Raw genomic sequence first — 21,783 nt, 5'->3', positions numbered from 1 at the left:
GACGGCGGCGAGGTCGACGACGTTGGTCCGGGCCGCAGCGATCGCGACCACGGGCGCCACGACGGGCGCGGGGACGGGGCTCGTCTGGACCGGGCGCGGCGGCTCGTCGACGACGACCGGGCCGGGGACTACCGTCAGGATCCGAGGCGACGGGTGGTTAACCAGCGGGTTCGGGGTTCGAGTCCCTGATGGCGTACCGCACCCGAAGGCCCCGGTCATCCGACCGGGGCCTTCGGCGTTCTCACGGGGTCGACGAGAGCCGCCCGCGGGGCGGTGATTGAGGCGCGCCGACTCGGGGTAGGACGCCGCCGTGCCCGACCTCTACATCGATCTCTCCGCCCTCGAACGCACACGCAGCGACCTCACCCACGTGGCCTCGCTCCTGCGCGAACCGGTCGGCCACATGGCCGAGCGGGCATCGGCGGTCACCGAGATCGACGCGCTGCGCTCGCGGCTGCGCGAGTTCGGCGACGAGTGGGACTACGGCATCGGCAAGCTCTCGAAGTACTCCGGCTCCGTCGCCGACGCCCTGGCCGAGATCAAGCGCACCTTCGCCGAGCTCGACCAGCAGCTGGCCGCGGCCCTGGAGGGCGAGGGCTGATGACCCATCGCTACCCCCATCTCGGGTTCGACCCCGTCGCCAGCGACGAGACCACCGCCGCCGAGGTGGCCGGCCGGCTGCGCACGACGGTCGATCGTCTCGCCGAGGTCGACGCCGTGCTCTCGGGCACCGGCGACCAGCAGTGGGTCGGCCGCACCGCCGAGGCGTTCCGCGACTCCGTGCGCGACGAGCTGCGCCCGCGCGTCCACGACGCGCTGACGAGCTTCCAGCAAGCCAGCCGCGCGTTCGACCGATGGGTCGACCAGCTGCCCGACTACCGCCGGCAGGCCGACCAGCTCGAGCAGGAGGCACTGGCCGCAGCCCGGGCCGTGTCCCAGGCCGGCGACCACCTCGACGGTCTGCAGCCGCCCGCCGCCGACGCCGACGACGCCGCCCGCCAGCAGCACCAGGACGACGCCAGCGCGGCCCGCACCGCACTGGAGGCGCGGCGCGGCGAGCTGGAGGACATCCTGCGCCGGGCGAAGACCCTGAAGTCGACCGTCGAGCACCACGCGGGCGACGTCGCGCAGGCCTTCGACACCGCAGCACGCCAGGCCCCCGACGAGCCGGGCCTGTTCGGCAAGCTCGGCGAGGCCCTCGGCAACATCAAGGACGCCCTCGGCGCCGCCTTCGACTGGTTCATGGAGAACCTGGCGCCGCTCATCCAGAAGCTGGCGCGCATCGTCGGCGCGATCGCCACGATCCTCGCCATCGTCGCGTTCGTCGTCGGTCTGGTCTTCCCGCCCGCGATGGCGCTGGCCGGCACGCTCAGCACGGTCGCGAAGGTGGCCTCCTTCGTCGACATGGGCATCCAGGCGCTGCGCGTCGTCCACGGTGAGGACGGCGCCCTCCAAGGCCTGGCGATCCAGGGCGCCGGCATGCTGGTCGGCATCTCCGCCGCGAAGGCGCTCGGCCCGATCGCGGCCAACGCCGAGCTCAACATCCAGCGCGGCCTCTTCGTCCCGCAGATCTCCCTCGCCGGCGGCAGCACGATGGGCGGGGCGTCGGTGGCCACGTTGAGCTTCGCGGTCAACAACGACTTCTTCTACGGATTGGGCTACTGGGGCATCACGAAGTACGCCGACATGCAGGGCGCCTTCTCGACCCTCGAGGACGAGACCTCGTGAGCACCCCCGACGACCGGTCGGGCGAGCACTGGGACGTCCCGACCCTGGCCACAGCCCTGCCCGCCGGGTGGATCGAGCTCGTCGCGTTCCGCACCCCCGAACGCCTCACGGCCTACCTGCGGGCGCAGCTGGCCGTCGACGGCGATCGGTTCAGCGCCGAGCAGGCCGACCAGCTGATCGACGCCTGCCGCCGCGCCCACGGGCTGGCCGTCAGCGAGCGATGGCTGCACCTGGGCTGCCTGGTCACCGACTTCCCCGTCGGTGAGACGCTGCGCACGACGGTGTGGACCATCGGCCTCGGTGTGCTGCGGGTGCCGACCTTCGGCGACGTCGACCCGCTCGGCGTGGGCGCCCGGGTGCTCGCCTCGCTTGGGATCATCGAGGACGTCATCGACGTCGAGCTCGACGACGGACGACGCGGGCTGGTCGTCGGCGGCTACGCCAGCGCCGGCCCGGGCGCCGACCTGTCGAGCACCGAGCTGCTGCCGCAGCTCGATCCCGAACGACTCGGCCTGTACGGCGTCCTGCTGCCGTTGCCCGGAGCGCCGGGGCGGCTGGTGCTGACCCTGGGCATCTCGCCGTGCGGGGAGGAGCGCCAGGCGATGTCGGTCGTCGCGGGCCAGCTGGCCACGAGCGTGCACGTCATCGATGATCTCTCGCACTACGCACCTGCATCGGTCCTGGTCGACACCACCGGACTCGTCCACCCCGACGGCTTCCTCGGAGGCGACACCCGTGCCTGACCTCATCTCCCCCGACGCCCGCCAGCCGGTGGCCACCGCGGAGGCCGGCGACCTCGACCCGGCCCTGGCCGCGACCCTCCTGCCCCGCCTCCAGCGCGAACTGGCCGCCCCGCGTCGATTGCTCGTCGGCGCGGGCGCCTTCCTGCTCGGCCTGGTCGGCTCGATCGTCGTCGCGGTCGGGGTGGCCGGGGCTGCCGACGGCACCGATCCGATCGCCCTGCTCCTCGTCGGCCTCGTGGGGGTCACCCTCCTCGCCGGAGCCGCGGCGCTCGGGGTCTGGGTCGTCCTCACGGGCCGCCGCGTGGCTCGCGCCCACCGCCGCTGCTCGGCGCAGGCGCCGATCGCGACCCCCGCCGGCACCCTCGCCTTCCTGCTCTCCGGGCGTGAGCTGCTGCGCGCGGCGATCGCCGCCGCCGGCATCCTGCTGCTCCTCTTCTCGATCACCTTGGTCTATCTGGCCGCGGCGCCCTCCGACCCGGCCGACCTCGGCGACGGGCGGACGGCGAGCCTGGTGATCGGCCTCGGCTGGGCCGTCTGCGCCGCCGTGCCGACGATCGCCGTCGGACTCGGCACCCTGCGCTCGGGCACCGCAGCGGGACGCCGGCTCGGGCGCTGGTCCGAGGCGCGGCGCGCGCGGTGAGGGGCCCCGGCTCGGGCTAGGGCTAGGAGGCCTCGAGCAGGATCCGCAGCCAGCCCGAGGGCGCGAGCCGGGCCAGCTCCTCCAGACCTTCGCGCAGGTCGTCGGCTTCCACCTCGAACGAGCGGCGCTCGGGACGGTGCCCGGCCGGGGGCACGTAGAGGGCGTGCAGCTTCACCAGGACCTCCGGTCGGGGGATCGCCGGCCGCGGGGGCGACCGGGTTGCGGGACGTCGTCCCACGGCTCCCCCATCGGCCGGGCGCGGCGTCCCCTGAGGGGACGTTCGTCCTCCTCAGGCGGTGTTCGCCGCGTCGACCGGACGGCCCCCGACCAGGCGGTGCCGCAGGTCGACCAGCTCGCCGACCGTCTCGAGGAACCGGGCGGTGCTGTCGCCGACCTGGAGGTCGTCGAAGTAGTGGTGCCGCATCGCGACCCGGGCCAGGTGGTGCTCGTCGTGCTCGAGCCGGGCGGCCAGGAGCAGGGCGAGGTGCTCGACATCGCAGTCGTCGACGACGTCGAGCACGTCGGCGCAGCGGCTCACCGGCACCTCGGCGCGCAGACGGTCGGCGTCGCGGTGCCGATCGGCGACGAACATGGGCTTGTCGGTGCACAGGTAGAGCCAGTCGAGGCCGACGGAGGAGACGTCGGTGACGATGGCGTCGCAGCTGGGCATGACGGCCAGGATGTCGCCGGACAGCAGGGCGCGGTGGCCGGCCTCGGGGTCACGAGCGGCGGCGTCGCCGAGCAGGTCGAGGATCACCCGGTGCGCGTGCTGCACCGCGGGGGTCTGGCTGGTGACGACCTTCGGGTGCGGCTTGTAGACCACGCGCACGTCGGGCAGGGCCAGGGCGGCGCTCACGACGACGGGCCCGAGGGTGTCGACCGAGGTGTAGTTGTTGTAGTCGGCGTCACCCTCCCAGGTGGGGGCGTAGAGCACCGTGCGGCGTCCGGGCGTCTCGGGCAGGACGGCGGCGGGGTGCAGGTCGAGCTGCGGTCGACCGATGCGCACCAGCTTCGCGGCGTCGAACTCCAGGAGGGTGCCGAGGTAGCGCTGCACGGCGGCCTCGCCGGCGACGAGGACCCGGTCGTAGGCCTTGGCGTTGTTGCTGGCCATCGACTGCTTGTCGCTCTCGCCGTGGTTGATGTGCACGTGCAGCTTGCGGTGGTCGAGCAGCGACTGGAAGTTCAGCTGGGAGTTGTTGCAGTACAGCACCACCGCGGCGTCCTCGAGCGAGGCGTAGAGGTCGGTGAGCTCGGGGAAGGTCGGCGCGACGACGATGGGCAGGTGGGTGCGCTCGCGCAGGATCGCGGCCGACTCCTCCTGGCGCAGCACCAGCGCCACCGGCTCCCGCTGATCGAGGATCTCGAGCACCGGCAGCCATTGGGCCAGCTGGTAGACCCGGGTCGGGTCGTCAGCGAAGTAGGCAAGTACCGACACCGAGATCCTCTGCACGCGCGCATCCTACGGTCGTTGGATGACGAACCTGTCTCGGCCGGGTCACCTCTGTGGTCGACGGGCGGCGAACCGGCGCGTCGGGGGCTCATGACGCCGCCGGGCCCGCCCCGAACGGGGTCGGGACGGGCCTCGTGGGCGTGGGGTGGTTCACATCGCGCGGAAGACCGGGGCGTCCGTCGGAACCCCGGCCGAACCCGGCGCGCGGGTCAGGCGGAGCGCTCGAACCAGAGCGGGGCGTCGCCGACAGCGTCGAGTGCGAGCTCGCCCTCGCCGCCGTCGCAGCCGATGAGGCGCAGGGAGACGGCCCGGGCCATCTCCTCGGGGTAGCCCTCGAGCTCCAGGGCCCGGTCGACGCGGCGGTTGCCGGAGCCGTCGTCGGGCTCGATGACGCAGAAGGTGCGGTTGCTGACCTCGCGCCCCTCCTCATCGACCAGGACGGCCCAGGCCTCGATGGGGGTGGCGGCCACGACGGCGGTCGTCGAGGCGGCCTCGGCGCGGTGCAGCCGGTCGGCGAGCTGGTCGATCATCGCCTCCGTGCGCTCGATGCCGCGCTGGAGGGAGGGACGCTCGAGGGCGAGCATGCGGTCACGCGAGCGGCGCAACCGAGCGATCGCGTCGCGGAGGCGCTCCAGCGTCGGGTTGGGAGAGAACTCGGGCAGGAAGCGGGGGTCGTACTCGGTGCGGGCCGTGCTCATCGCCATGCTCCGTCCTCCCGCTCGGCGCGGTGGCGCCGGGCGAGATCGAGGTCGAGGATTCGTGCGGACGACGTCGTCGTGGGCGTCGGGGCCGTCGGTTCGGGGCCGAGCAGGTAGATCACATCGTCGTCGGTGAAGGCGACGTCCTCCACCACCCCATCGTGGAGGCCGCCGCGGCGGTCGACGAGCAGTACGCGGTCACCGGCTCGCAGCCGGCGGGTCAACCCGCTGCGGCTGTGACGCAGCGCGATGGTGGCGTTGCGACTCACGAGCGCGGTGGCGGCGTAGGGCGTGAGGAGCATCGGCCGCGCGACGGGGCGATCGGGGCGGAGGGAGCGGAGGGTGCGCCGCACGGAGCCCGCGGAGGGGTGCTCGCGACGGCTGGTGGTGATGGTGGCTCCTGCGACAGATGAGGTCGGCGGGGTGTCGCCCGCCACGTGCTGCACCCCGCCGACCAGTCGCAGTCGAGGTCCCTGGGGCTGGGCCATGGCCGCCTCCTTGGGATCTCGACGAAACCTGAACATCTACCTGAACGCTCTGTTGAGCTTCCGGTGACAACTGTTGAGGTTCAAGGTAGGTTTGTCAACACACCGATCAGAAATTCACCCAGGAGGCGATGGTGGCCACCCACCGATCACCGTCCGATGCCGACGTCGTCGTCATCGGTGCCGGCGTCGCCGGCCTCCGTGCGGCCGCCGTCCTGCACGAGGCCGGCGCCGAGGTCGTGGTGATCGAACGCTCCGACGCGGTCGGCGGGCGGGTACGCAGCGACGACGTCGACGGCTACGTCGTCGACCGCGGCTTCCAGGTGCTCAATCCCGCCTACCCCGCGCTGCGACGCGCGGTCGATCTCGGGCGGCTCGGACTCCAGCCCTTCACCGCGGGGCTCGCGGTGCGCGACGACGCCGGCCTGCGCCGCCTCGGCCACCCCGCGCGCGCTCCGCGACTCCTCCCCGGCGCGCTCGCCGCCCTCGTGCGCAACCCGGGTGAGGCGTTCGCGCTCCTGCGCTGGGTGCGGCCGATCCTGGTCGCCGGCCGCGCCGGCCACCAGCTGGTGCCGCGCCTCGACCACGTTCCCGACCTCGATCTGCACGCCGGCCTCGACGCCGCGGGTATCGATGGTGAACTGCGCGCCACCCTGGAGGCGTTCCTCGCCGGAGTCGTGCTCGACGAGCCCGGCCGCGTCGCCCAGCGCTACGTGCTGCTGGTGCTGCGCACCTTCCTGCTCGGCAACCCCGGCGTCCCGGCACGCGGCGTCCGCGCCCTGCCCGAACTCATGGCCGCCCCGCTGACGGGCCGCCTCCACCTCGAGACCGAGGCCGCATCGGTGCGCACCGTCGCCGACGGCGTGGAGGTGAGCACCTCCGCCGGCACTGTCCGCGCGCGGGCCGCGGTCTGTGCAGCGGACGCCGCCGGCGCGCTGCGGCTCCTCGACCTGCCGGCGCCCGAGCCGCGCGGTGTCGTCACCCAGTGGTGGGCCACCGACGAGGCACCGGCCGCCGACGCGCTCGTCCACGTCGACCTGCGCCGGCGCGGGCCCCTGGTCAACACCGCGGTGATGACCCGGGCCGCGCCCGCGTACGCACCACCCGGCTCCCACCTCGTCCAGGGCAGCGCCCTGCTCTCCCCCGGGGCGGGCGATGCAGTCGCCGAGCAGCGCATGCGCACCCACGCGGGTGAGATCTACGGCGTCGACACCGCGCACTGGCGCCCGATCGCACGCCACGAGATCCCCGAGGCGCTGCCCGCCCTGCCGGCCCCGGCCGGCGACCGCTTGGGCGGGGTCGTCGCCCTCGAGGGATCGGTCGTCGTCTGCGGCGACCACCGCAGCACGCCGTCCCTGCAGGGGGCGCTGTCCAGCGGAGAGCGCGCCGCCCGCCTGCTCCTGCCCCGTCTCGGACTCGCCCACCCCGACCACGGAGCCCGCGCAGCCCGCGTGGCCCGTGCCGGCTGAGACGCCCGATCCACCACCATCGCACCATCCGACCCGCCCGCCCGCCCCTGAGAGGAGTACACCGTGATCTCGTCCGACGAGGACGCCGTCCTGAGCATCGGTGACCTGTCCGAGCAGACCGGCGTCGCGGTGGCCACCCTGCGCATGTGGGAGAACCGTCACGGGTTCCCGCGCTCGCAGCGCCTGGCCAGCGGCCACCGCCGCTACACCCGCAACGACGTCAAGGCCGTGCTCGACGTGATCGCGCGCCGCGAGGCCGGCATCCGCCTCGAGGCAGCGATCAACGACGTCGCCGAGCTGGCCCGGCCGACCTCGCCGTCCATCTTCGCGCGCATGCGCCAGACCCACCCGCACCTCTCCCCGCTGCGGCTGCGCAAGGGCACGCTGCTGGCCCTCTCCTGGGCCATCGAGGACGAGTTCTGCGCGAAGGCCGACCGTGCGCGCATCTTCGGCTCCTTCCAGCGCTCGGCCTTCTACGACAAGGCGGCCGACCGCTGGCTCGAGCTGGCTCGGGTGGCCCAGGTGGCGATGGTCTTCGCCGACTTCCCCGGCGAACCGCTGCCCTCGGAATCGGGCAACGGCCCCTACACCCCGGTCAAGATCCCGCTCGCCGAGAGCGCGCCCATGCGACGCGAGTGGGCCGTCATCTGCGACAGCCCCGAGCTGCCGGTCGCGCTCAGCGCCTGGGAGCTGCCCGGCCAGGGCAACGTGCGCGACCGCGACCGCATCTTCGAGGCGGTGTGGACCTTCGAGCCGAGCGCGGTGCGCGAGGCCGCCCGCGCCTGCGCCGGCGTGGCCTCCGGCGTCGATGCCGCTGCCGCCGCACCCGTGCTCCACGCGCTCGCCGGCGACCCGACCCGCGGCATCACCGACCTGCGGGCCGCCTCGGAGATGGTGGGCCGGTTGGTCACCTACGTCGACAACTTCGGCCGCTGAGACGCCACGGCCCGTCTGCCCGCGGCGATGCGGGGAGACGGGCCGGCAGGACGGCGCCGATCACGGGCGCCGATCACGGGCGCCGATCACGGGCGCCGATCACGGGCGCCGATCACGGGCGCCGATGACGGGCGACGGGCGGAACAGCCCAGCGCCCGTCGCGTCGCTCAAGAGCGCGGCGGCTGGGCGGGCCCGATGGCGCGGGCCGTACGCGGCGCGTGGGTCAGGCCGGCCGCCTCGCAGAGCGCGGTCCAGGTCGCGGTGTCGACATGACCGGGCTCGCGCGGCACCAGCGCCTGCTCGGCGGCCGCCGCGACGACGAGCGAACCGTCGGCGGTGCAGCCCTCGTAGCGCAGGAAGTCGCGCTCGTCGCGGACCGGGAACCAGCCGACGCGCGCGAGGTGGGCGACGGCGTCGTCCCACGCGGCGGTGAAGACCGAGTGACCGTCGAGCCAGACATCGCGCTCGGGTCGGGGGCAGACGATCAACCCCGCACCCGTGATCGGGTCGAGGTGGGCGCGGTGGAACTCGTCGAGTCGGATCGTGAACACCATGACCCGAACAACGTGCGCGCCCGCCTCGGGTTACGTCACACCCCCTGGGGTATGCGTAACCTCCGGCACACCTCCTCGTTGACCTGGACATGACCGGTTCGACCACCCTGCGACGCGAGACCCGACTGCTGTCGGTCAGCGGAGCGTGGGTGCGCGGCACCTGGATCGACGACGCCGTCCTGGCCCACTGCCAGCGCTCGGCGAACGGCGGCTTCGGGTTCCGGGTCCGCTCGGCCGAGGTGCGCCGGGCTCTGGTCGATGCCGGTCTCGCCGTGCACGACGCCGGCGATCCCGCGCTGCTGACGGGCACCCGCCTGGCCGAGCGCGTCATCGAGGAGCGGTCGACGACCGTCCCCGCCCACGCCGTGCGGATCCACCCGCCGGCCCCCGATTCCCCTGCTGCGGCGGCGACCCCCTTCCCGGCGCCGCAGCGGGGACACCACGGTGCTCCCACCGCCCGCACGGCCGCCGCCGAGCCGTTCCTCGGCTTCTGCGCGAGCAGCCATCACCGCCTGCCCGTCGAGGCGGTCGTGCGGGGTCACCGACAGCGCGGCGCCGCCGACGCGGCGACCGAGTCGGTCGCGCTGTGCGCCCGCTGCGCCGACATGCTCGGCAGCGCCGGCTTCTTCCGCGAGGCGTGAGCCCTCCCTCCGGGACCACGCCCCGGAGCGACCCCGATCAGCTCCCCGGTCACCCCCGGACCACCTCGATCCGCATCGTCGCCCGCCGCACCTGCGCCGGGCTGAAGGCGAAGTGCACCCACCGCTCCTGGGAGAACAGACGCGTCTGGTCGGCGGAGAACGGCGAGGACGGGTTCTCGGACTGGGAGTAGGTGAGCATCGTGCGGGCGAGCACCCGACCGCCGTCCAGGAAGGCGATGGCCTGGATGTGGGACGACCCGTAGGTCACCGGTCGGTAGCGGCCCGTGTTGTCCGCGGGGTTCTGGGAGGCCAGGGCGTTGGCGTTGCCGGTGTCGTCGCCCTCCCCGCCTCCGAGCGGGAGAGGCGGAGCGCCCCGATCACCCGCCACCTGCAGGGAACCCCAGCGCGCGTCGAACGCGATGCCCGCGTCGCGCACCTGGTCGATCGCGGTCTGCATCGCCTGGACCACGCCGGGGTTGTCGACGTTGAGGCCGCGCGGAGTGTTCAGCGGGTCGTTCGGATCGAAGGGCGTCGTCCAGACGGTGTCGACGAGGTCGAGCGGCACGCTCGGGAGGTTCTCCACGAACGCGAGGAACAAGTGGTAGCCGCGGGAGGAGCGGTCCGAGCGTCCGTCCCATTTCCGCAGCGCGGCGCACGCCTTCGACTCGCCGGTCTGATCGCACACGGCGTCGAGTGCGCCGTCCTGGCGCATCACCTCGGCAGCCCGCACCCGATTCGCGTACTCGTGGCCCCGCAGGGAGGCCGGGGTCTCCTTGCGACCCGTCGCGAGGCGATCGATGACGTACTGGGAGACCATGCGGGTGCGCATCGTGCGCTGACAGCGCTCGCAGCCGATGATGCCGGCGAATCCTTCGAGCGGGCTCGCCGGGTTCGGCAGCCAGTAGGAGTCGTTCGCGTTCATCACCCAGTCACGGCGCACGACGTCCGGGAGGTTGTCCGGGCCGAGGATGCCGGGCCGCTCGGCGTCGGCGTCGGTGCCCCACGCGCACCTGCCGTCGGCGAAGGTCCCGTCGAGGCCGGGCAGTCCGGCCACCTGGTCGAGGACCCGGCCGACCGGCGTCATGCACGTCGTCGCCAGCAAGTCCGGGACGTTCGGAACGACCGAGTGGTCGGCGTAGAGCACGTCGCCGGTGCGGTCCGCGGCGATGGTGTTGACCCACGGCATGCCGCCGCCGGCGTCCTGGCGGCGCAGCAGGTCGCGCACGTCGTCGGCCTTGCCCATCTCGAGGAAGGTGTCCACCGTGCGCAGCTGTTCGGCGTTGGCGTCGCGGATCGCCCACACGCTGGCGATCGACCACGGCATCAGGGAGTCGGGGGCGTCGATCACGTAGCCCTGCGGCGTGCGGTAGAGGTCCTCGGTGACGGTCTTCACCGTGCCGTCGGCCTGCTTCACCCGCACGCGCACCTCGCGCCGCTCGAGTTCGGCGACGCCGCCGGAGGTGAGGTAGGTCGTCGGGCCGAGCAGCCGGTACTCGTAGGGCGTGAACCGATACGCCGTGGAGACCGTGTGGCTCCACGCGACGCGGGAGTTCCATCCGATGTTCACCGCGGGCGAGCCGACGAGCGAGGCGCCGGCGACGTCGTAGCGCCCGGGGATCGTCAGTTGCTGCTGGGTGAAGCGGTAGCGCCCGCGCCAGGGGAAGTGCGGGTTGCCGAGCAGCATGCCGCGGCCGGTGCTGGACGCCGCGCCTCCCACGGCGGTGGCGTTCGAGCCGAACGGCCGCTGCGGGTCGCGCCCCAGGGAGGTGAGCAGGGCGTCACGGTCGACGTCGGCGGCGACCGGCAGGGTCGGCAGCCCGGGGTCGGTGAGCGACGGCGGAGCGGCGTCGGCGATCTCCTTGACGAACACGCCGGTCGAGGCGAGGAGATTGGCGAGGTAGACGCCGTACCAGAGGTCCAGGGGCGTGATGTCGGGTCGGACGTCGAGTCCGGCGCACGCCGGGTCGGTGATGTCCGCGCCGTGCCGGCGGATCCAGGTGTTCACACCGGCCACGTACCCCCGCACCATCGCACGCGACTGCGCGCCCGGACCGCGGACGTCGTCCTTCAAGAGCGTCTCGACGACCTTGCGGGCGTGCAGGTCGCCGACGACGGTGTCGACCTGGAGGTTGGTGGCGTCCAGCGTGACCTGGTCGTCGTAGCGGGCATCGGGGCCGAAGTGCAGCGACCGCTCGCCGCGACCGGTGACGACGGTGTCGTAGAGGGTGCAGATCACGAGGCTGGACGCCGCATAACCGCTGCCGAAGCCGAGCGACCCGAAGTCGTCGGCGGTGATGTGGGGGATGCCATGGGCCGTCCAGCGGATCGTGGCCTCGTATCGCTGCGTTCGATCGGCGGGTGGGGCGTCGGCGCTGGCGCCGATGGGGACGTTCGCGGTCAGCGGGACGAGGGCCGCCACGAGGGCGGCGGGCAACAGGCGGCCCAGGGGGAGGGAGCGGAGCACGCTCGCTCAACGAGGCGATGTGACGCTCGTTACGTCGTGGCGATCAGAGATAGAGGCCCGTGGCCGCGTCGCCGACCCGCTCGGCGGCCACCGCGTGGACGTCGCGCTCGCGCATGACGACGTAGAGCTCCCCGTGCACCTCGACCTCGGCCTTGTCGTCGGCGTCGAAGAGCACGCGGTCGCCGGCCTGGACGGCGCGGGCCTGCGGGCCCACGGCCACGACCTTCGCCCAGGCCAGCCGCCGCGCACCCATGGCGGCGGTGGCGGGGATGACGATGCCGCCGGAGGAGCGGCGTTCGCCGGCCTCCTTGTCGAGCTCGACCAGCACGCGGTCGTGCAGCATCTTGATGGGGGTCTTCTCCGACATCAGGTGGGACCCCGGGTCAGGCGACGAGCTTGCGGACGATCACCAGCGCGGCGACCGAGCCGACGACCACTCCGACGACCTTGAGGATGTTGTCGGTGCGCGGCTGGCCGGTCTCGACGTCGACGAAGTGCGCCTTGAGGGTGGCGACCTCGCGACCCACGATCGTCTTGGGGCTCGACCGGTGGATCAGCTGGTCGATGGTCGCCGCCAGTCGTTCGCGGGTCTCCTCGATCTCTTGCTCGAGGCGGGAGGTCTCGTTGCTCACGAGAGCAACCTACCAACGCCCTTCACCGAACCGCTCCCCCCGCCCGACGGGCGGCTGCCACGGCGGCAGGGTCGAAGCCGAAGGGCAGTTCGAGGCGGTGGGCGCGCATGAGTTCGGCGTCGGCCAGGATCTCGTCGGTGGCGCCGTCGGCCACGATCGTGCCGTCGTGCAGCACCACCGAGCGCTCGCACAGCTCGAGGGCGTAGGGCAGGTCGTGGGTCACCATCAGCACGGTGACGTCGAGGGAGCGCAGGATGTCGGCCAACTCCCGGCGCGAGGCCGGGTCGAGGTTGGACGACGGCTCGTCGAGCACCAGGATCTCCGGCTCCATCGCCAGCACGGTGGCCACCGCGACCCGACGCCGCTGACCGAACGAGAGGTGGTGGGGCGGCCGGTCGGCGAAGGCCGCCATCCCGACGAGCTCCAGCGCGTGCTGCACCCGGGCGTCGAGCTCGGCGCCGCGCAGGCCGAGGTTGGCCGGGCCGAAGGCGACGTCGGCGCGCACGCTGCCCATGAAGAGCTGGTCGTCGGGGTCCTGGAAGACGACGCCGACCCGACGCCGGATCTCCAGCAGGTGGCGCTTGGTGACCGGCAGGCCGCTGACGGCGACCGTGCCCGCGCCGGCCTCGAGGATGCCGTTGAGGTGGTGGACGAGGGTGGTCTTGCCGGCGCCGTTGGGCCCCAGCAGGGCGACGCGCTCGCCGCGGTGCACGTGCAGGTCGACGCCGAACAGTGCCTGGTGTCCGTCGGGGTAGGCGTAGGCCAGACCACGGACGTCGAGTACCGGAGTGGTCATCGGCCGTGCCCCGCCTCTCGCAGACCCTCGGGCATGCGCCCGTCGAAGCCGCGCGCCAGCATCGCCAGATGCACCCGCTCACCGCGCTCGTAGGAGCGGATGAACAGCGCCCCGACCGAGCGGGCGAGCACCGGCCAGTGGCGCGGGTCGCGGGCGGAGAACCCGCGCGCCTCACGGGCGACGCGCATGCGACCGAACTCGGCGGTCACGACGTCGAGGTAGCGGACCATGAAGGCCATGATCGCCACGAGCTGGGCCGGCATCCGCAGCCGCTCCAGGCCGGCGAGCAGCGCCTGGGGCTCGGTGGTGGCGGCCAGCAGGAGACCGGCGAGGACGCCGAGGGTCGCCTTGGCCAGCAGGGCGCCGGCACCGATGAGGCCGGGCCGGCTGAGCTCGAGGCCGAGCACGTCGATGCGCTCGCCGTGCGCGACGAACGGCAGCACGGCCGCGAACACGAGCACCGGCGTCTCGACGACGAGTCGTCGCGCCAGGTAGCCGATCGGCACCCGCGAGACGGCGACAGCCGCCAGGACGACACCGAGTTCGAGGAGGTAGGCCCACCACCAGGTCTTCGGCGTGGCGACGACGAGCAGCATGAACCCGAGCAGGCTCAGCACCTTGAGGTGCGCCGGAGCGTGGTGGAGCGGCGAATGACCGTGGTAGTGGAGCCGATGGCCGTGACCGGCGCCCACTCAGTCGGCTCCGCCGGCCGCCGACGCGCCACGATGGCGCAGCAGCCAGGTGAGGGCGCCGGCGACGACGAGCACGACCAGGACGCCGACGATGCCGGCCCACGGACCGGCGTAGTCGGCGAAGGGCGAGCCTGACGTGTGGTGCGGTCCTGCGGTGTCGGCGAAACCGAGCTTCTCGGCGGTCTTCTCCAGTCCATCGGGAGAGGAGTCGGCGTACCGGCTCACGAAGCCGGCGAGGAAGAGGGCGACGAGGAGGATCGCGACGAGGACGCGCGGCAGGGTGACGCGCCGCGACGGCGTCCGCTCGCCGGTCTCGACCGGGGCGCTCATGCCGCCACCTCGTCGCCGGTGCGGATCTGCAGGTCGCGCTTGGCCAGCACCCGGCGGGCGCCGTACACGAGGTCGGGGCGCACCGAGACGATTGCACTGACGGCGAGGAAGGTGATGACGGCCTCGCCGATGCCGATGAGCACGTGCACGCCCAGCATCGTGGTGGCGAGGGTGTCGAGCGGGATGTCGGCGACCCCGCCGACGGCGTAGAGGCCGACGAAGAGCAGCGCGGCCACCGGCACCGACAGCAGGGCGCCGATCGCCGCCTGGAGCGGTACCAGCGAGATCCTGCGCGGCATGACGGTCTGGAGGGCACGGAAGGTGCACCAGCCGACCACCACCGTCGTGACGCCCATCAGCAGGATGTTGGTGCCGAGCGCGGTGATGCCGCCGTCGGCGAAGAGCAGGCACTGCACGAGGAAGACCGTGCTCAGGCACAGGACCGCGGTGAACGGCCCGACCAGCACCGCCGCGATCGCGCCGCCGAGCAGGTGGCCGCTGGTGCCGGCGCCGACGGGGAAGTTGAGCATCTGGGTGGCGAAGACGAAGGCGGCGACGAGTCCGGCCAGGGGCGCGGTGCGGTCGTCCAACTCCCGCCTGGCACCCTTGAGCGAGACGAGCACTGCGGCCCCCGCGACGACGCCGGTGGCGATCGAGGTCGGGGCGTCGAGGAAGCCGTCGGGTACGTGCATGACGACCACCCTACGCTGTTGCGAAATACTTGCAAGAAAGGATCGACGCGTGAGCGTGCGCCTCTCCCCCGGGGACCCCGCCCCCGACTTCACTCTGACCTCCGACGCCGGCACCGAGGTGTCGCTCGCCGACCTCCGCGGCCGGAAGGTGATCGTGTACTTCTACCCCGCGGCGATGACGCCCGGCTGCACCAAGCAGGCCTGCGACTTCACCGACTCCCTCTCCTCCCTCCAGGCCGCCGGCTACGAGGTCCTGGGCATCTCCCCCGACAAGCCGGAGAAGCTGGCGAAGTTCCGCGAGCGCGACGGCCTGACCATCACCCTGCTCTCCGACCCCGACAAGTCGGTGCTCGCCGCCTACGGCGCCTTCGGCGAGAAGAAGCTCTACGGCAAGGTCGTCGAGGGCGTCATCCGCTCGACCTTCGTCGTCGACGAGGACGGCGCGATCGAGGTCGCCCAGTACAACGTCAAGGCCACCGGGCACGTCGCGAAGCTGCGCAAGGATCTGGGTCTGGACGCCTGAGGGGCGGCTGGGAGTTTTCCCGGTCAGCCGGGGAAACTCCTTCATGGCACAGCAAGCATTCCCTGACCAGTGGGAGTTTCGCCTGACAAGTTCGGCTGGAACAGCCGATCTGGTCGGGTCCTGTCGCGCCCCTGCAACCGCCCATCGGACACGCCGAGGATCGACGTCCGACGTCGCCCTCCTAGACTGCGCGTGCTCGCCGAAGTGGTGGAACTGGCAGACACGCGGCACTTAGGATGCCGTGCTTTCGGGCGTGCGGGTTCAAGTCCCGCCTTCGGCACTCGACCTTCGATGGTGACGGCTCGCCGCAGGAGGTGACCGCCCTCAGCCCAGCACCGCGGCCAGCAGCGGCGCGAGCTCGCGCAGCGCCCGCCCGCGGTGGGAGATCGCGTCCTTGTCCTCGCGCGAGAGCTCCGCGGTCGTGACGCCGGGGTGGTCGTCGGCCTCGAAGAGGACGTCGTAGCCGAACCCGCCGCTGCCGGCCACCGCGCGGCGGATGCGGCCGTCCATGCGTCCCTCGACGACCAGCTCGCCACCGGCGTGGACGACGGCGACCGCGCAGCGGAAGTGTCCGCCACGCCGCTCGTCGGGGACGTCGGCCAGCTGGGCGAGCAGCAGCTCGTTGTTGCGGGCGTCGGACTTCGGCGGACCCGACCACCGCGCGGAGAGCACGCCCGGCATGCCGTTGAGCGCGTCGACGCAGAGCCCCGAGTCGTCGGCCACCGAGACGAGACCGGTGGCGGCGAACCCCGCGCGCGCCTTCAGCAGGGCGTTGCCGGCAAAGGTCGGCTCGTACTCGACCGGCTCGTCGTAGGTCGCGATGCCGAGGTCGGCGAGGTCGTCGAGGCCGACGACTCGCACCCCCGGCACGAGGGGCGCGAGGATGCGGTCCATCTCCTCCAGCTTCTTGGCGTTGCGGGAGGCGAGGAACACCAGCGGCGAGGCCGTCACCGGGCGAGCGCCTCGATCTGCAGCCGGGTGAGGTCGGCGCAGCCCTTGGCGCCGAGGTCGAGCAGGGCGTCGAGCTCGCGGCGGTCGAAGGCGGCGCCCTCGGCCGTGCCCTGCACCTCGATGAAGCGGCCGTCGCCGGTCATCACGATGTTCATGTCGGTCTCGGCACGCACGTCCTCGACGTAGGGCAGATCGAGCCGCGGGACGCCGTCGATGATGCCCACGCTGACCGCGGCCACCGAGCCGGTGATGGGCTCGCCGGTCAGGGCGCCGGTGGAGCGCAGGTGGTTCACCGCGTCGACGAGCGCGACGTACGCGCCGGTGATGGACGCCGTCCGGGTGCCGCCGTCGGCCTGGAGGACGTCGCAGTCGAGCTGGATGGTGTTCTCCCCGAGCGCCTCGTAATCGACGACGGCGCGCAGCGAGCGGCCGATGAGCCGACTGATCTCGTGGGTGCGACCGCCGATGCGGCCCTTCACCGATTCGCGGTCGGAGCGGGTGTTGGTCGAGGCGGGCAGCATCGCGTACTCGGCGGTGACCCAGCCCAGGCCCGATCCCTTGCGCCAGCGCGGCACGCCCACCGATGCCGAGGCGGCGCAGAGCACCTTCGTCCTGCCGAACTCCACCAGCACCGAGCCGGCGGCGTGGTCGAGCCAGTTGCGGGTGATCGTGATGGGGCGCAGCTCGTCGTCGGCGCGGCCGTCCTCGCGTGCAGTCATGGCGCAGAGGCTACGGCCCGCTCCTCCTCGACCGGACGGCCCCATGCGGCCCGCACCGCCCACGGACCCAGATCGCGGGCCCGGCGCCCCATCCACGGCGCGCCCTCGGTGAGCACCCAGGCGGCGTTGCGCCGCCAGGTCGGCTCGATGCCGCCGGAGGGCTCGAGGGAGGGTGGTGCGACGGCGACGCCGTGCTCGCGCAGTCCCTGGGCGACCGCTCGGGCGAGCATGCGGTGCCCGATCTCGGAGGGGTGGAGGCGGTCGACCGACCAGGCCGCGCGCTCGTAGACGCCGGGCTGCTCGGCGAGGTCGACGCGCACTCCCCCGTGCCGACGCACCACCTCGTCGTAGGCGGCGTTGACGGCGGCGATGCGGTTGTCGAGCGGACGACGGACCGCGGGCGGGAGGCCGAACACGCGTCCGTGGTCGTGGAAGCGCAGGGTCACGAGCAGGGCGCCGGTGGCGGCCACGGCGTCGGCGACCTCGAGCAGGTCGCGGGCGAACCGGTCGGGATGCCACGTCGAACGCATGACGTCGTTGACCCCGACGATGAGCGAGGCGAGGTCGGGCGCGTGGGCGACGGCGTCCGCGAGCTGGCGGTCGCGGACGTCGGCCACGGTGGATCCGGAGATCGCGAGGTTGCAGAAGGAGAGGTCGTGATGGGCGGCGAGACCCTCGGCGAGGAGTCTCGCCCAGCCCCGACAGCGTTCCCGGCCGTCGGGGTCACGTACGGGGTCGCCGATGCCGACGGTGGTGCTGTCTCCGAGCGCCGCGAAGCGCAGGTACGCACGTGCCACGACCCTCAGGGTCCCCCCGAGAGGGGAACCTGAGGGCCGTGACGGCTGACCTGTCGGTCAAGCGTTGATGAACTACTTCACCTCGGCGGAGAGGATGCGCCGCAGACCGAGCACCAGCGGGATGCCGAGCCAGATGGCACCCGAGACGAGCAGCTGCGCCCATTCCGACCCCGTGTTCAGCGAGAGGTCGGCCAGAGGCTGCTGTGCCCGCTGGAAGTCGATGTAGTGGCTGAAGTCCTCGAACCAGTCGAGGAAGACCGAGGCGATCGCCAGGATCGTCGGCACCACGTAGGTCAGCGCGAAGAAGACCACGATCGCCGCCGGGGTGTTGAGCAGCAGGGCCGCGAGCGCGAAGCCCGTGGTCATCGCGATCGACTGCAGCAGCAGGAAGCCGATGAAGATCGACCAGCCGAACGTCCAGTCGGCGCCGCCGGTGGCCAGGCCGAGGACGGCGTTGCAGACCGCGCCCACGACGACGGCGACGAGCGCGGTGACGAGGGTGAGCACGAGCCCGACGACGTACTTGGCGCCGATGACCCGCGACCGGCGGGGCTCGAGGGAGAAGGTGACCATCGCGGTGCGCTGACCCCACTCGCCGGTGACGAGCAGGATGCCGAGCACGGGCAGCAGGACAGCGGTCAGGAACGCGGCCACCTGCACGAAGTTGCCGAAGTTGAGGTCGGCGTCGTCCTGGGTGATGCCGACGATCGTCACGATCGTCTCGGCCAGGGTGACCAGGATGCCGATGGTGGCCAGGAGCCAGAACCCGGCACGGGTGTCGTAGCTCTTGCGGAACTCGACCCCGATCAGCCGCGTGAACGGGATCGGCGCGGTGTTCGAGATGTCGATCGTGCGCGGGGCGACGGGTGCGGTGGCGCTCATCGGGCTGCTCCCTGGTTCTGGACGGGCTGCATCGGCTGGGTGGGCGGGGCGGGCTGGGCGCCGGGCGCCTGCTCGCGCTGGGTGTCGGCGGTGAGCTGGAGGAAGAGGTCCTCCAGGCCGCGCGAGCCGGTGCGCAGGTCGACCAGGACGACGCCGGCCTGGAGCGCGACGCGTCCGACCTCGACCGGCGGGCACTCCACCCGCAGGCCCTCGCCGGCGCGGGAGACCCCGAACCCGGCCTGGGTCAGCGCCTCGCCGAGGCGGCCGTTGTCGAGCGAGGTGACCAGCGAGCTCGGCTTCTCCTCGCGCAGCAGGGTCTGCTTGTCGCCCTGGGCGACGATGCGGCCGTTGCCGATGAGGATCATCTCGTCGGCGATCAGCTCGACCTCGTGCAGCAGGTGGCTGGAGAGCAGCACGGCGCCGCCGCGGTCGGCGTACCCCTTGAGCAGGCCGCGCATCCAGCGGATGCCGGCGGGGTCGAGGCCGTTGGCGGGCTCGTCGAGGATCAGCACGGAGGGGTCGCCGAGCAGCGCGTGGGCGATGCCGAGGCGCTGCTTCATGCCGAGGGAGTAGTTGCGCAGACGGCGCTTGGACTCCGCGGGCGTGAGCGAGACCAACTCGAGCATCTCGTCGACCCGGCTCATCGGCAGCCCCATCGTGCGGGCGCCGAGGGTGAGGATCTCGCGGCCGGTGCGGCCGCCGTGCTGCGCCGAGGCGTCGAGGAGGACGCCGACGTGGCGCCCGGGGTTGGGGATGTCGGCGTAGCGGTGGCCGCCGATCGTGACGCTGCCCCTGGAGGGCGGGGTGAGCCCGACCATGATGCGCATCGTCGTGGTCTTGCCGGCACCGTTCGGGCCCAGGAAGCCGGTGACCCGTCCCGGCTGGCACTCGAAGCTGACGTCGTCGACGGCGGTGAACGCGCCGTAGGTCCTGGTGAGTCCTTCGACCTTGATCATGGCCCCAGCCTGCCCACCGGGGCCGGCCGGACACATCGGTCGCGCGGCGGTTCCGCGCCCGACCAAAGTAGGGGGTCGCCCGCGACCCGGGGCCGGTCCACGGCGTCCCGGGTCGTCCCTAGAGTGGGCGGCGTGATCGAGGCCGACGCGCGGCAACGGCCCGCACCCGCGGCCTACCAGCCGCAGCTCACCCGCTGGCGCCACGGCTGGCGTTTCGCCCTGGCCCTGGTCATCGGCGGCACAGCCTGGGCGACGGTCGCCGCCCGCGAGTACGACGCCGGCGGTCTCGCCCTCCTCGGGCTGGACGCCGGGCTGGGCACGCTGGCCTTCGTCGCGGTGCTGTGGCGGCGGCGCTGGCCGGTGCCGATCGGGCTGCTCACCAGCCTGCTCGGGTGCGCCTCGGGGCTCGCCGCCGGCGCCTCGACCCTGGCTGCGGTCTCGGTCGCCACGCGTCGCCGCTATCGCGAGATCGCGGTCGTCGGGGTCGCGAACTTCGCCTCCGGGTTGATGTTGACCCGCCTGGTGCTCCCCGACCCGGACGCCGACCCGTGGTGGTTCGACGTCATCGTCAACGCGATCTTCACCGCAGGGATGATGGGCTGGGGCATGTACATCGGCTCGCGTCGCGAGCTCTACTGGACCCTCCAGCGGCGCGCCGAGCTCGCCGAGGCCGAGCAGGAGCTCCAGGCCCAGCGCGCCCGCGAGAACGAGCGGGCCCGCATCGCCCGCGAGATGCACGACGTGCTCGCCCACCGCATCTCCCAGATCTCCCTGCACGCCGGCGCCCTGTCGTTCCGCGACGACCTGACGGCCGAGCAGATGCGGGAGAGCGCGACGGTGATCCAGCAGAAGGCGCACGAGGCGCTCACCGACCTGCGTGGTGTGCTCGGCGTGCTGCGCGACCCCGTGACCGGGCGGTTGGACGCCGACACCGCGGTGCCGCAGCCCACCTACATCGACCTGCCGCGCCTGGTCGAGGAGTGCCGGCACGAGGGCCTCAACCTCGACTACGCCGACCACCTCGGGGAGCCCCTGCCCGACGCCCTGGGCCGCACCGTCTACCGGATCGTGCAGGAGGGCATCACCAATGCCCGCAAGCACGCCCCCGACACGCTGCTGACGATCCGCCTGGGCGGCGACCCGGCGCGCGGTGTCGAGGTCGTGCTCGACAACCCCCTCGGCTTCAGCCGACGCCCCACGCCGGGTGCCGGGCTCGGGCTCATCGGCCTCGCCGAGCGCGCGGAGCTGGCCGGCGGACGGCTCGTGCACGGCGTCCGGGGGTCGCACTTCGAGGTCCGCGCGTGGCTACCCTGGGCGCCATGAGCGGCCCCGTCACGCCGATCCGCGTCCTGCTCGTCGACGACGATCCGCTGGTGCGCTCCGCCCTCGCCCTCATGCTCGGCGGCCGGGAGGAGATCACGGTCGTCGGCGAGGCCGGCGACGGCGAGGCCGGGGTCAACGAGGCCGCGCGCCTGTCCCCCGACGTCGTCCTCATGGACATCCGAATGCCGCGCCTCGACGGCCTCGAGGCCACCCGGCGCATCCAGGCGCTCGCCTCACCGCCGCGCGTCATCGTGCTCACCACCTTCGACGCCGACGACCAGGTCGTGGCCGCGCTCGCGGCGGGCGCCGACGGCTTCCTGCTCAAGGACACCCCGCCGCCCGACCTGCTCGCCGCCGTACGCGCGGTCGCCGACGGCGACCCGATGCTCTCCCCGTCGGTCACCCGCACCCTCATCGACCGCATCCGGGACGACGACCCGGCCGCCGACAGTCGCACCACCCGCGCCCTCGAGCGGCTCGACGTCCTCACCGAGCGCGAGGCCGAGGTGGCACGTGCGGTGGGCCGCGGCCTGTCGAACGCCGAGATCGCGGCCGAGCTGTTCCTCTCGGTGCCCACCGTCAAGGCGCACGTCTCGAAGCTGTTCGAGAAGCTCGGCACCACCAACCGGGTGCAGATCGCGATCTGCGTCCACGACGCCGGATGGGTCTAGCGAACTAGAGT

26 protein-coding genes, 1 tRNA gene and 1 pseudogene are annotated in these 21,783 nt (G+C 72.8%); 11 read left to right on the top strand and 17 right to left on the bottom strand.

From position 1 onward, the window contains the following. The first annotated feature begins 310 nt into the window (after nt 1–310). Genes ABD671_RS08945 through ABD671_RS08930 form a run of 4 tightly spaced genes read left to right on the top strand, consistent with a single transcriptional unit; the run spans nt 311 to nt 3,111 of the window. Nucleotides 311–601: a hypothetical protein gene (locus tag ABD671_RS08945; protein ID WP_344732973.1), complete on the top strand. Its 291-nt coding sequence runs from the start codon at nt 311–313 to the stop codon at nt 599–601. Beyond that, nucleotides 601–1,728, top strand: a complete 1,128-nt coding sequence (locus tag ABD671_RS08940) for a hypothetical protein (protein ID WP_344732972.1) — start codon at nt 601–603, stop codon at nt 1,726–1,728. The genes ABD671_RS08945 and ABD671_RS08940 overlap by 1 nt, the downstream gene beginning before the upstream one ends. Continuing rightward, nucleotides 1,725–2,471, top strand: a complete 747-nt coding sequence (locus ABD671_RS08935) for a hypothetical protein (protein WP_344732971.1) — start codon at nt 1,725–1,727, stop codon at nt 2,469–2,471. Before ABD671_RS08940 ends, ABD671_RS08935 begins: the two co-directional genes overlap by 4 nt. Further along, a complete protein-coding gene (locus tag ABD671_RS08930; protein WP_344732970.1) occupies nt 2,464–3,111 on the top strand; it encodes a hypothetical protein in 648 nt (215 codons plus the stop codon). The genes ABD671_RS08935 and ABD671_RS08930 overlap by 8 nt, the downstream gene beginning before the upstream one ends. Before the next feature lie 22 nt (nt 3,112–3,133). On the opposite strand, the gene ABD671_RS08925 is transcribed toward ABD671_RS08930, so the two are convergent. From ABD671_RS08925 to ABD671_RS08910, 4 genes are all read right to left on the bottom strand, one after another. Then, a complete protein-coding gene (locus ABD671_RS08925; protein ID WP_344732969.1) occupies nt 3,134–3,286 on the bottom strand; it encodes a hypothetical protein in 153 nt (50 codons plus the stop codon). A gap of 114 nt (nt 3,287–3,400) precedes the next feature. Continuing rightward, entirely contained in the window at nt 3,401–4,546 is a 1,146-nt protein-coding gene (locus ABD671_RS08920) for a CDP-glycerol glycerophosphotransferase family protein (RefSeq protein WP_344732968.1), read from the bottom strand. Between the two features lie 224 nt (nt 4,547–4,770). Further along, complete coding sequence (locus ABD671_RS08915) at nt 4,771–5,265, bottom strand: hypothetical protein (protein WP_344732967.1); 495 nt, start codon at nt 5,263–5,265, stop codon at nt 4,771–4,773. Next, nucleotides 5,256–5,747 carry a hypothetical protein gene (locus tag ABD671_RS08910; protein ID WP_344732966.1) on the bottom strand — a complete coding sequence of 164 codons (492 nt, stop codon included), beginning with the start codon at nt 5,745–5,747 and terminating at the stop codon, nt 5,256–5,258. Before ABD671_RS08910 ends, ABD671_RS08915 begins: the two co-directional genes overlap by 10 nt. 122 nt (nt 5,748–5,869) lie before the next feature. Here ABD671_RS08910 and ABD671_RS08905 point away from each other — a divergent pair. Together ABD671_RS08905 and ABD671_RS08900 are read left to right on the top strand one after the other, a co-directional pair. Continuing rightward, nucleotides 5,870–7,213 (top strand): annotated as a pseudogene (locus tag ABD671_RS08905) (FAD-dependent oxidoreductase); the annotation flags it as partial. Between the two features lie 63 nt (nt 7,214–7,276). Continuing rightward, nucleotides 7,277–8,149 carry a DICT sensory domain-containing protein gene (locus tag ABD671_RS08900; protein WP_344732965.1) on the top strand — a complete coding sequence of 291 codons (873 nt, stop codon included), beginning with the start codon at nt 7,277–7,279 and terminating at the stop codon, nt 8,147–8,149. A gap of 167 nt (nt 8,150–8,316) precedes the next feature. Here the strand turns inward: ABD671_RS08900 and ABD671_RS08895 are convergent, their stop codons facing one another. Further along, entirely contained in the window at nt 8,317–8,703 is a 387-nt protein-coding gene (locus tag ABD671_RS08895) for a hypothetical protein (RefSeq protein WP_344732964.1), read from the bottom strand. Between the two features lie 89 nt (nt 8,704–8,792). Between ABD671_RS08895 and ABD671_RS08890 the strand changes: the two genes are divergently transcribed. Beyond that, entirely contained in the window at nt 8,793–9,344 is a 552-nt protein-coding gene (locus ABD671_RS08890) for a hypothetical protein (RefSeq protein WP_344732963.1), read from the top strand. Nucleotides 9,345–9,393: 49 nt separating this feature from the next. On the opposite strand, the gene ABD671_RS08885 is transcribed toward ABD671_RS08890, so the two are convergent. From ABD671_RS08885 to ABD671_RS08855, 7 genes are read right to left on the bottom strand one after another with little or no spacing between them, the layout of a single operon-like run. Beyond that, nucleotides 9,394–11,808, bottom strand: coding sequence for a penicillin acylase family protein (locus tag ABD671_RS08885; protein WP_344732962.1), 2,415 nt, complete (start codon nt 11,806–11,808; stop codon nt 9,394–9,396). Nucleotides 11,809–11,851: 43 nt separating this feature from the next. Beyond that, entirely contained in the window at nt 11,852–12,175 is a 324-nt protein-coding gene (locus ABD671_RS08880; RefSeq protein WP_344732961.1) for a GroES family chaperonin, read from the bottom strand. A gap of 16 nt (nt 12,176–12,191) precedes the next feature. Beyond that, a complete protein-coding gene (locus ABD671_RS08875) occupies nt 12,192–12,440 on the bottom strand; it encodes a DUF3618 domain-containing protein (RefSeq protein ID WP_344732959.1) in 249 nt (82 codons plus the stop codon). 22 nt (nt 12,441–12,462) lie between these two features. Next, a complete protein-coding gene (locus tag ABD671_RS08870; protein ID WP_344732958.1) occupies nt 12,463–13,236 on the bottom strand; it encodes an energy-coupling factor ABC transporter ATP-binding protein in 774 nt (257 codons plus the stop codon). Further along, complete coding sequence (gene cbiQ / locus ABD671_RS08865; RefSeq protein WP_344732957.1) at nt 13,233–13,928, bottom strand: cobalt ECF transporter T component CbiQ; 696 nt, start codon at nt 13,926–13,928, stop codon at nt 13,233–13,235. Before cbiQ ends, ABD671_RS08870 begins: the two co-directional genes overlap by 4 nt. After that, the gene (locus tag ABD671_RS08860; protein ID WP_344732956.1) at nt 13,929–14,258 is read right to left on the bottom strand and encodes a PDGLE domain-containing protein; all 330 of its coding nucleotides are present in this window, start codon (nt 14,256–14,258) and stop codon (nt 13,929–13,931) included. It lies immediately after the preceding gene. Then, nucleotides 14,255–14,950, bottom strand: coding sequence for an energy-coupling factor ABC transporter permease (locus ABD671_RS08855; RefSeq protein ID WP_344732955.1), 696 nt, complete (start codon nt 14,948–14,950; stop codon nt 14,255–14,257). The genes ABD671_RS08860 and ABD671_RS08855 overlap by 4 nt, the downstream gene beginning before the upstream one ends. Nucleotides 14,951–14,999: 49 nt before the next feature. On the opposite strand from ABD671_RS08855, the gene bcp reads away from it, so the two are divergent. Next, nucleotides 15,000–15,473 (top strand): thioredoxin-dependent thiol peroxidase, encoded by a 474-nt coding sequence (gene bcp / locus ABD671_RS08850; RefSeq protein WP_344732954.1) that lies wholly within the window; start codon nt 15,000–15,002, stop codon nt 15,471–15,473. Nucleotides 15,474–15,671: 198 nt separating this feature from the next. After that, nucleotides 15,672–15,753: transfer RNA gene (locus ABD671_RS08845), tRNA-Leu, on the top strand. A gap of 44 nt (nt 15,754–15,797) precedes the next feature. On the opposite strand, the gene ABD671_RS08840 is transcribed toward ABD671_RS08845, so the two are convergent. The 5 genes from ABD671_RS08840 to ABD671_RS08820 all read right to left on the bottom strand — a co-directional run bounded on the left by ABD671_RS08840 (nt 15,798) and on the right by ABD671_RS08820 (nt 19,778). Then, nucleotides 15,798–16,424 carry a non-canonical purine NTP pyrophosphatase gene (locus ABD671_RS08840; RefSeq protein ID WP_344732953.1) on the bottom strand — a complete coding sequence of 209 codons (627 nt, stop codon included), beginning with the start codon at nt 16,422–16,424 and terminating at the stop codon, nt 15,798–15,800. Beyond that, nucleotides 16,421–17,143 (bottom strand): ribonuclease PH, encoded by a 723-nt coding sequence (gene rph / locus ABD671_RS08835; protein ID WP_344732952.1) that lies wholly within the window; start codon nt 17,141–17,143, stop codon nt 16,421–16,423. The genes ABD671_RS08840 and rph overlap by 4 nt, the downstream gene beginning before the upstream one ends. Next, nucleotides 17,140–17,940: an SGNH/GDSL hydrolase family protein gene (locus tag ABD671_RS08830; protein ID WP_344732951.1), complete on the bottom strand. Its 801-nt coding sequence runs from the start codon at nt 17,938–17,940 to the stop codon at nt 17,140–17,142. Before ABD671_RS08830 ends, rph begins: the two co-directional genes overlap by 4 nt. 72 nt (nt 17,941–18,012) lie before the next feature. After that, on the bottom strand, nt 18,013–18,822 hold the full coding sequence (locus ABD671_RS08825) for an ABC transporter permease subunit (RefSeq protein ID WP_344732950.1): 810 nt from the start codon (nt 18,820–18,822) through the stop codon (nt 18,013–18,015). Then, nucleotides 18,819–19,778: an ABC transporter ATP-binding protein gene (locus tag ABD671_RS08820; protein WP_344732949.1), complete on the bottom strand. Its 960-nt coding sequence runs from the start codon at nt 19,776–19,778 to the stop codon at nt 18,819–18,821. The genes ABD671_RS08825 and ABD671_RS08820 overlap by 4 nt, the downstream gene beginning before the upstream one ends. Before the next feature lie 132 nt (nt 19,779–19,910). On the opposite strand from ABD671_RS08820, the gene ABD671_RS08815 reads away from it, so the two are divergent. Both ABD671_RS08815 and ABD671_RS08810 read left to right on the top strand, forming a co-directional pair. Next, nucleotides 19,911–21,101 carry a sensor histidine kinase gene (locus tag ABD671_RS08815; protein WP_344732948.1) on the top strand — a complete coding sequence of 397 codons (1,191 nt, stop codon included), beginning with the start codon at nt 19,911–19,913 and terminating at the stop codon, nt 21,099–21,101. Next, a complete protein-coding gene (locus ABD671_RS08810) occupies nt 21,098–21,772 on the top strand; it encodes a response regulator (protein WP_344732947.1) in 675 nt (224 codons plus the stop codon). The genes ABD671_RS08815 and ABD671_RS08810 overlap by 4 nt, the downstream gene beginning before the upstream one ends. Nucleotides 21,773–21,783 lie beyond the last annotated feature (11 nt).

The organism is Nocardioides fonticola (assembly GCF_039536805.1).
Taxonomy (GTDB): domain Bacteria; phylum Actinomycetota; class Actinomycetes; order Propionibacteriales; family Nocardioidaceae; genus Nocardioides; species Nocardioides fonticola.
Note: the sequence above shows the minus strand (reverse complement) of the source record. Positions and strands in the feature narration are given on the sequence as shown.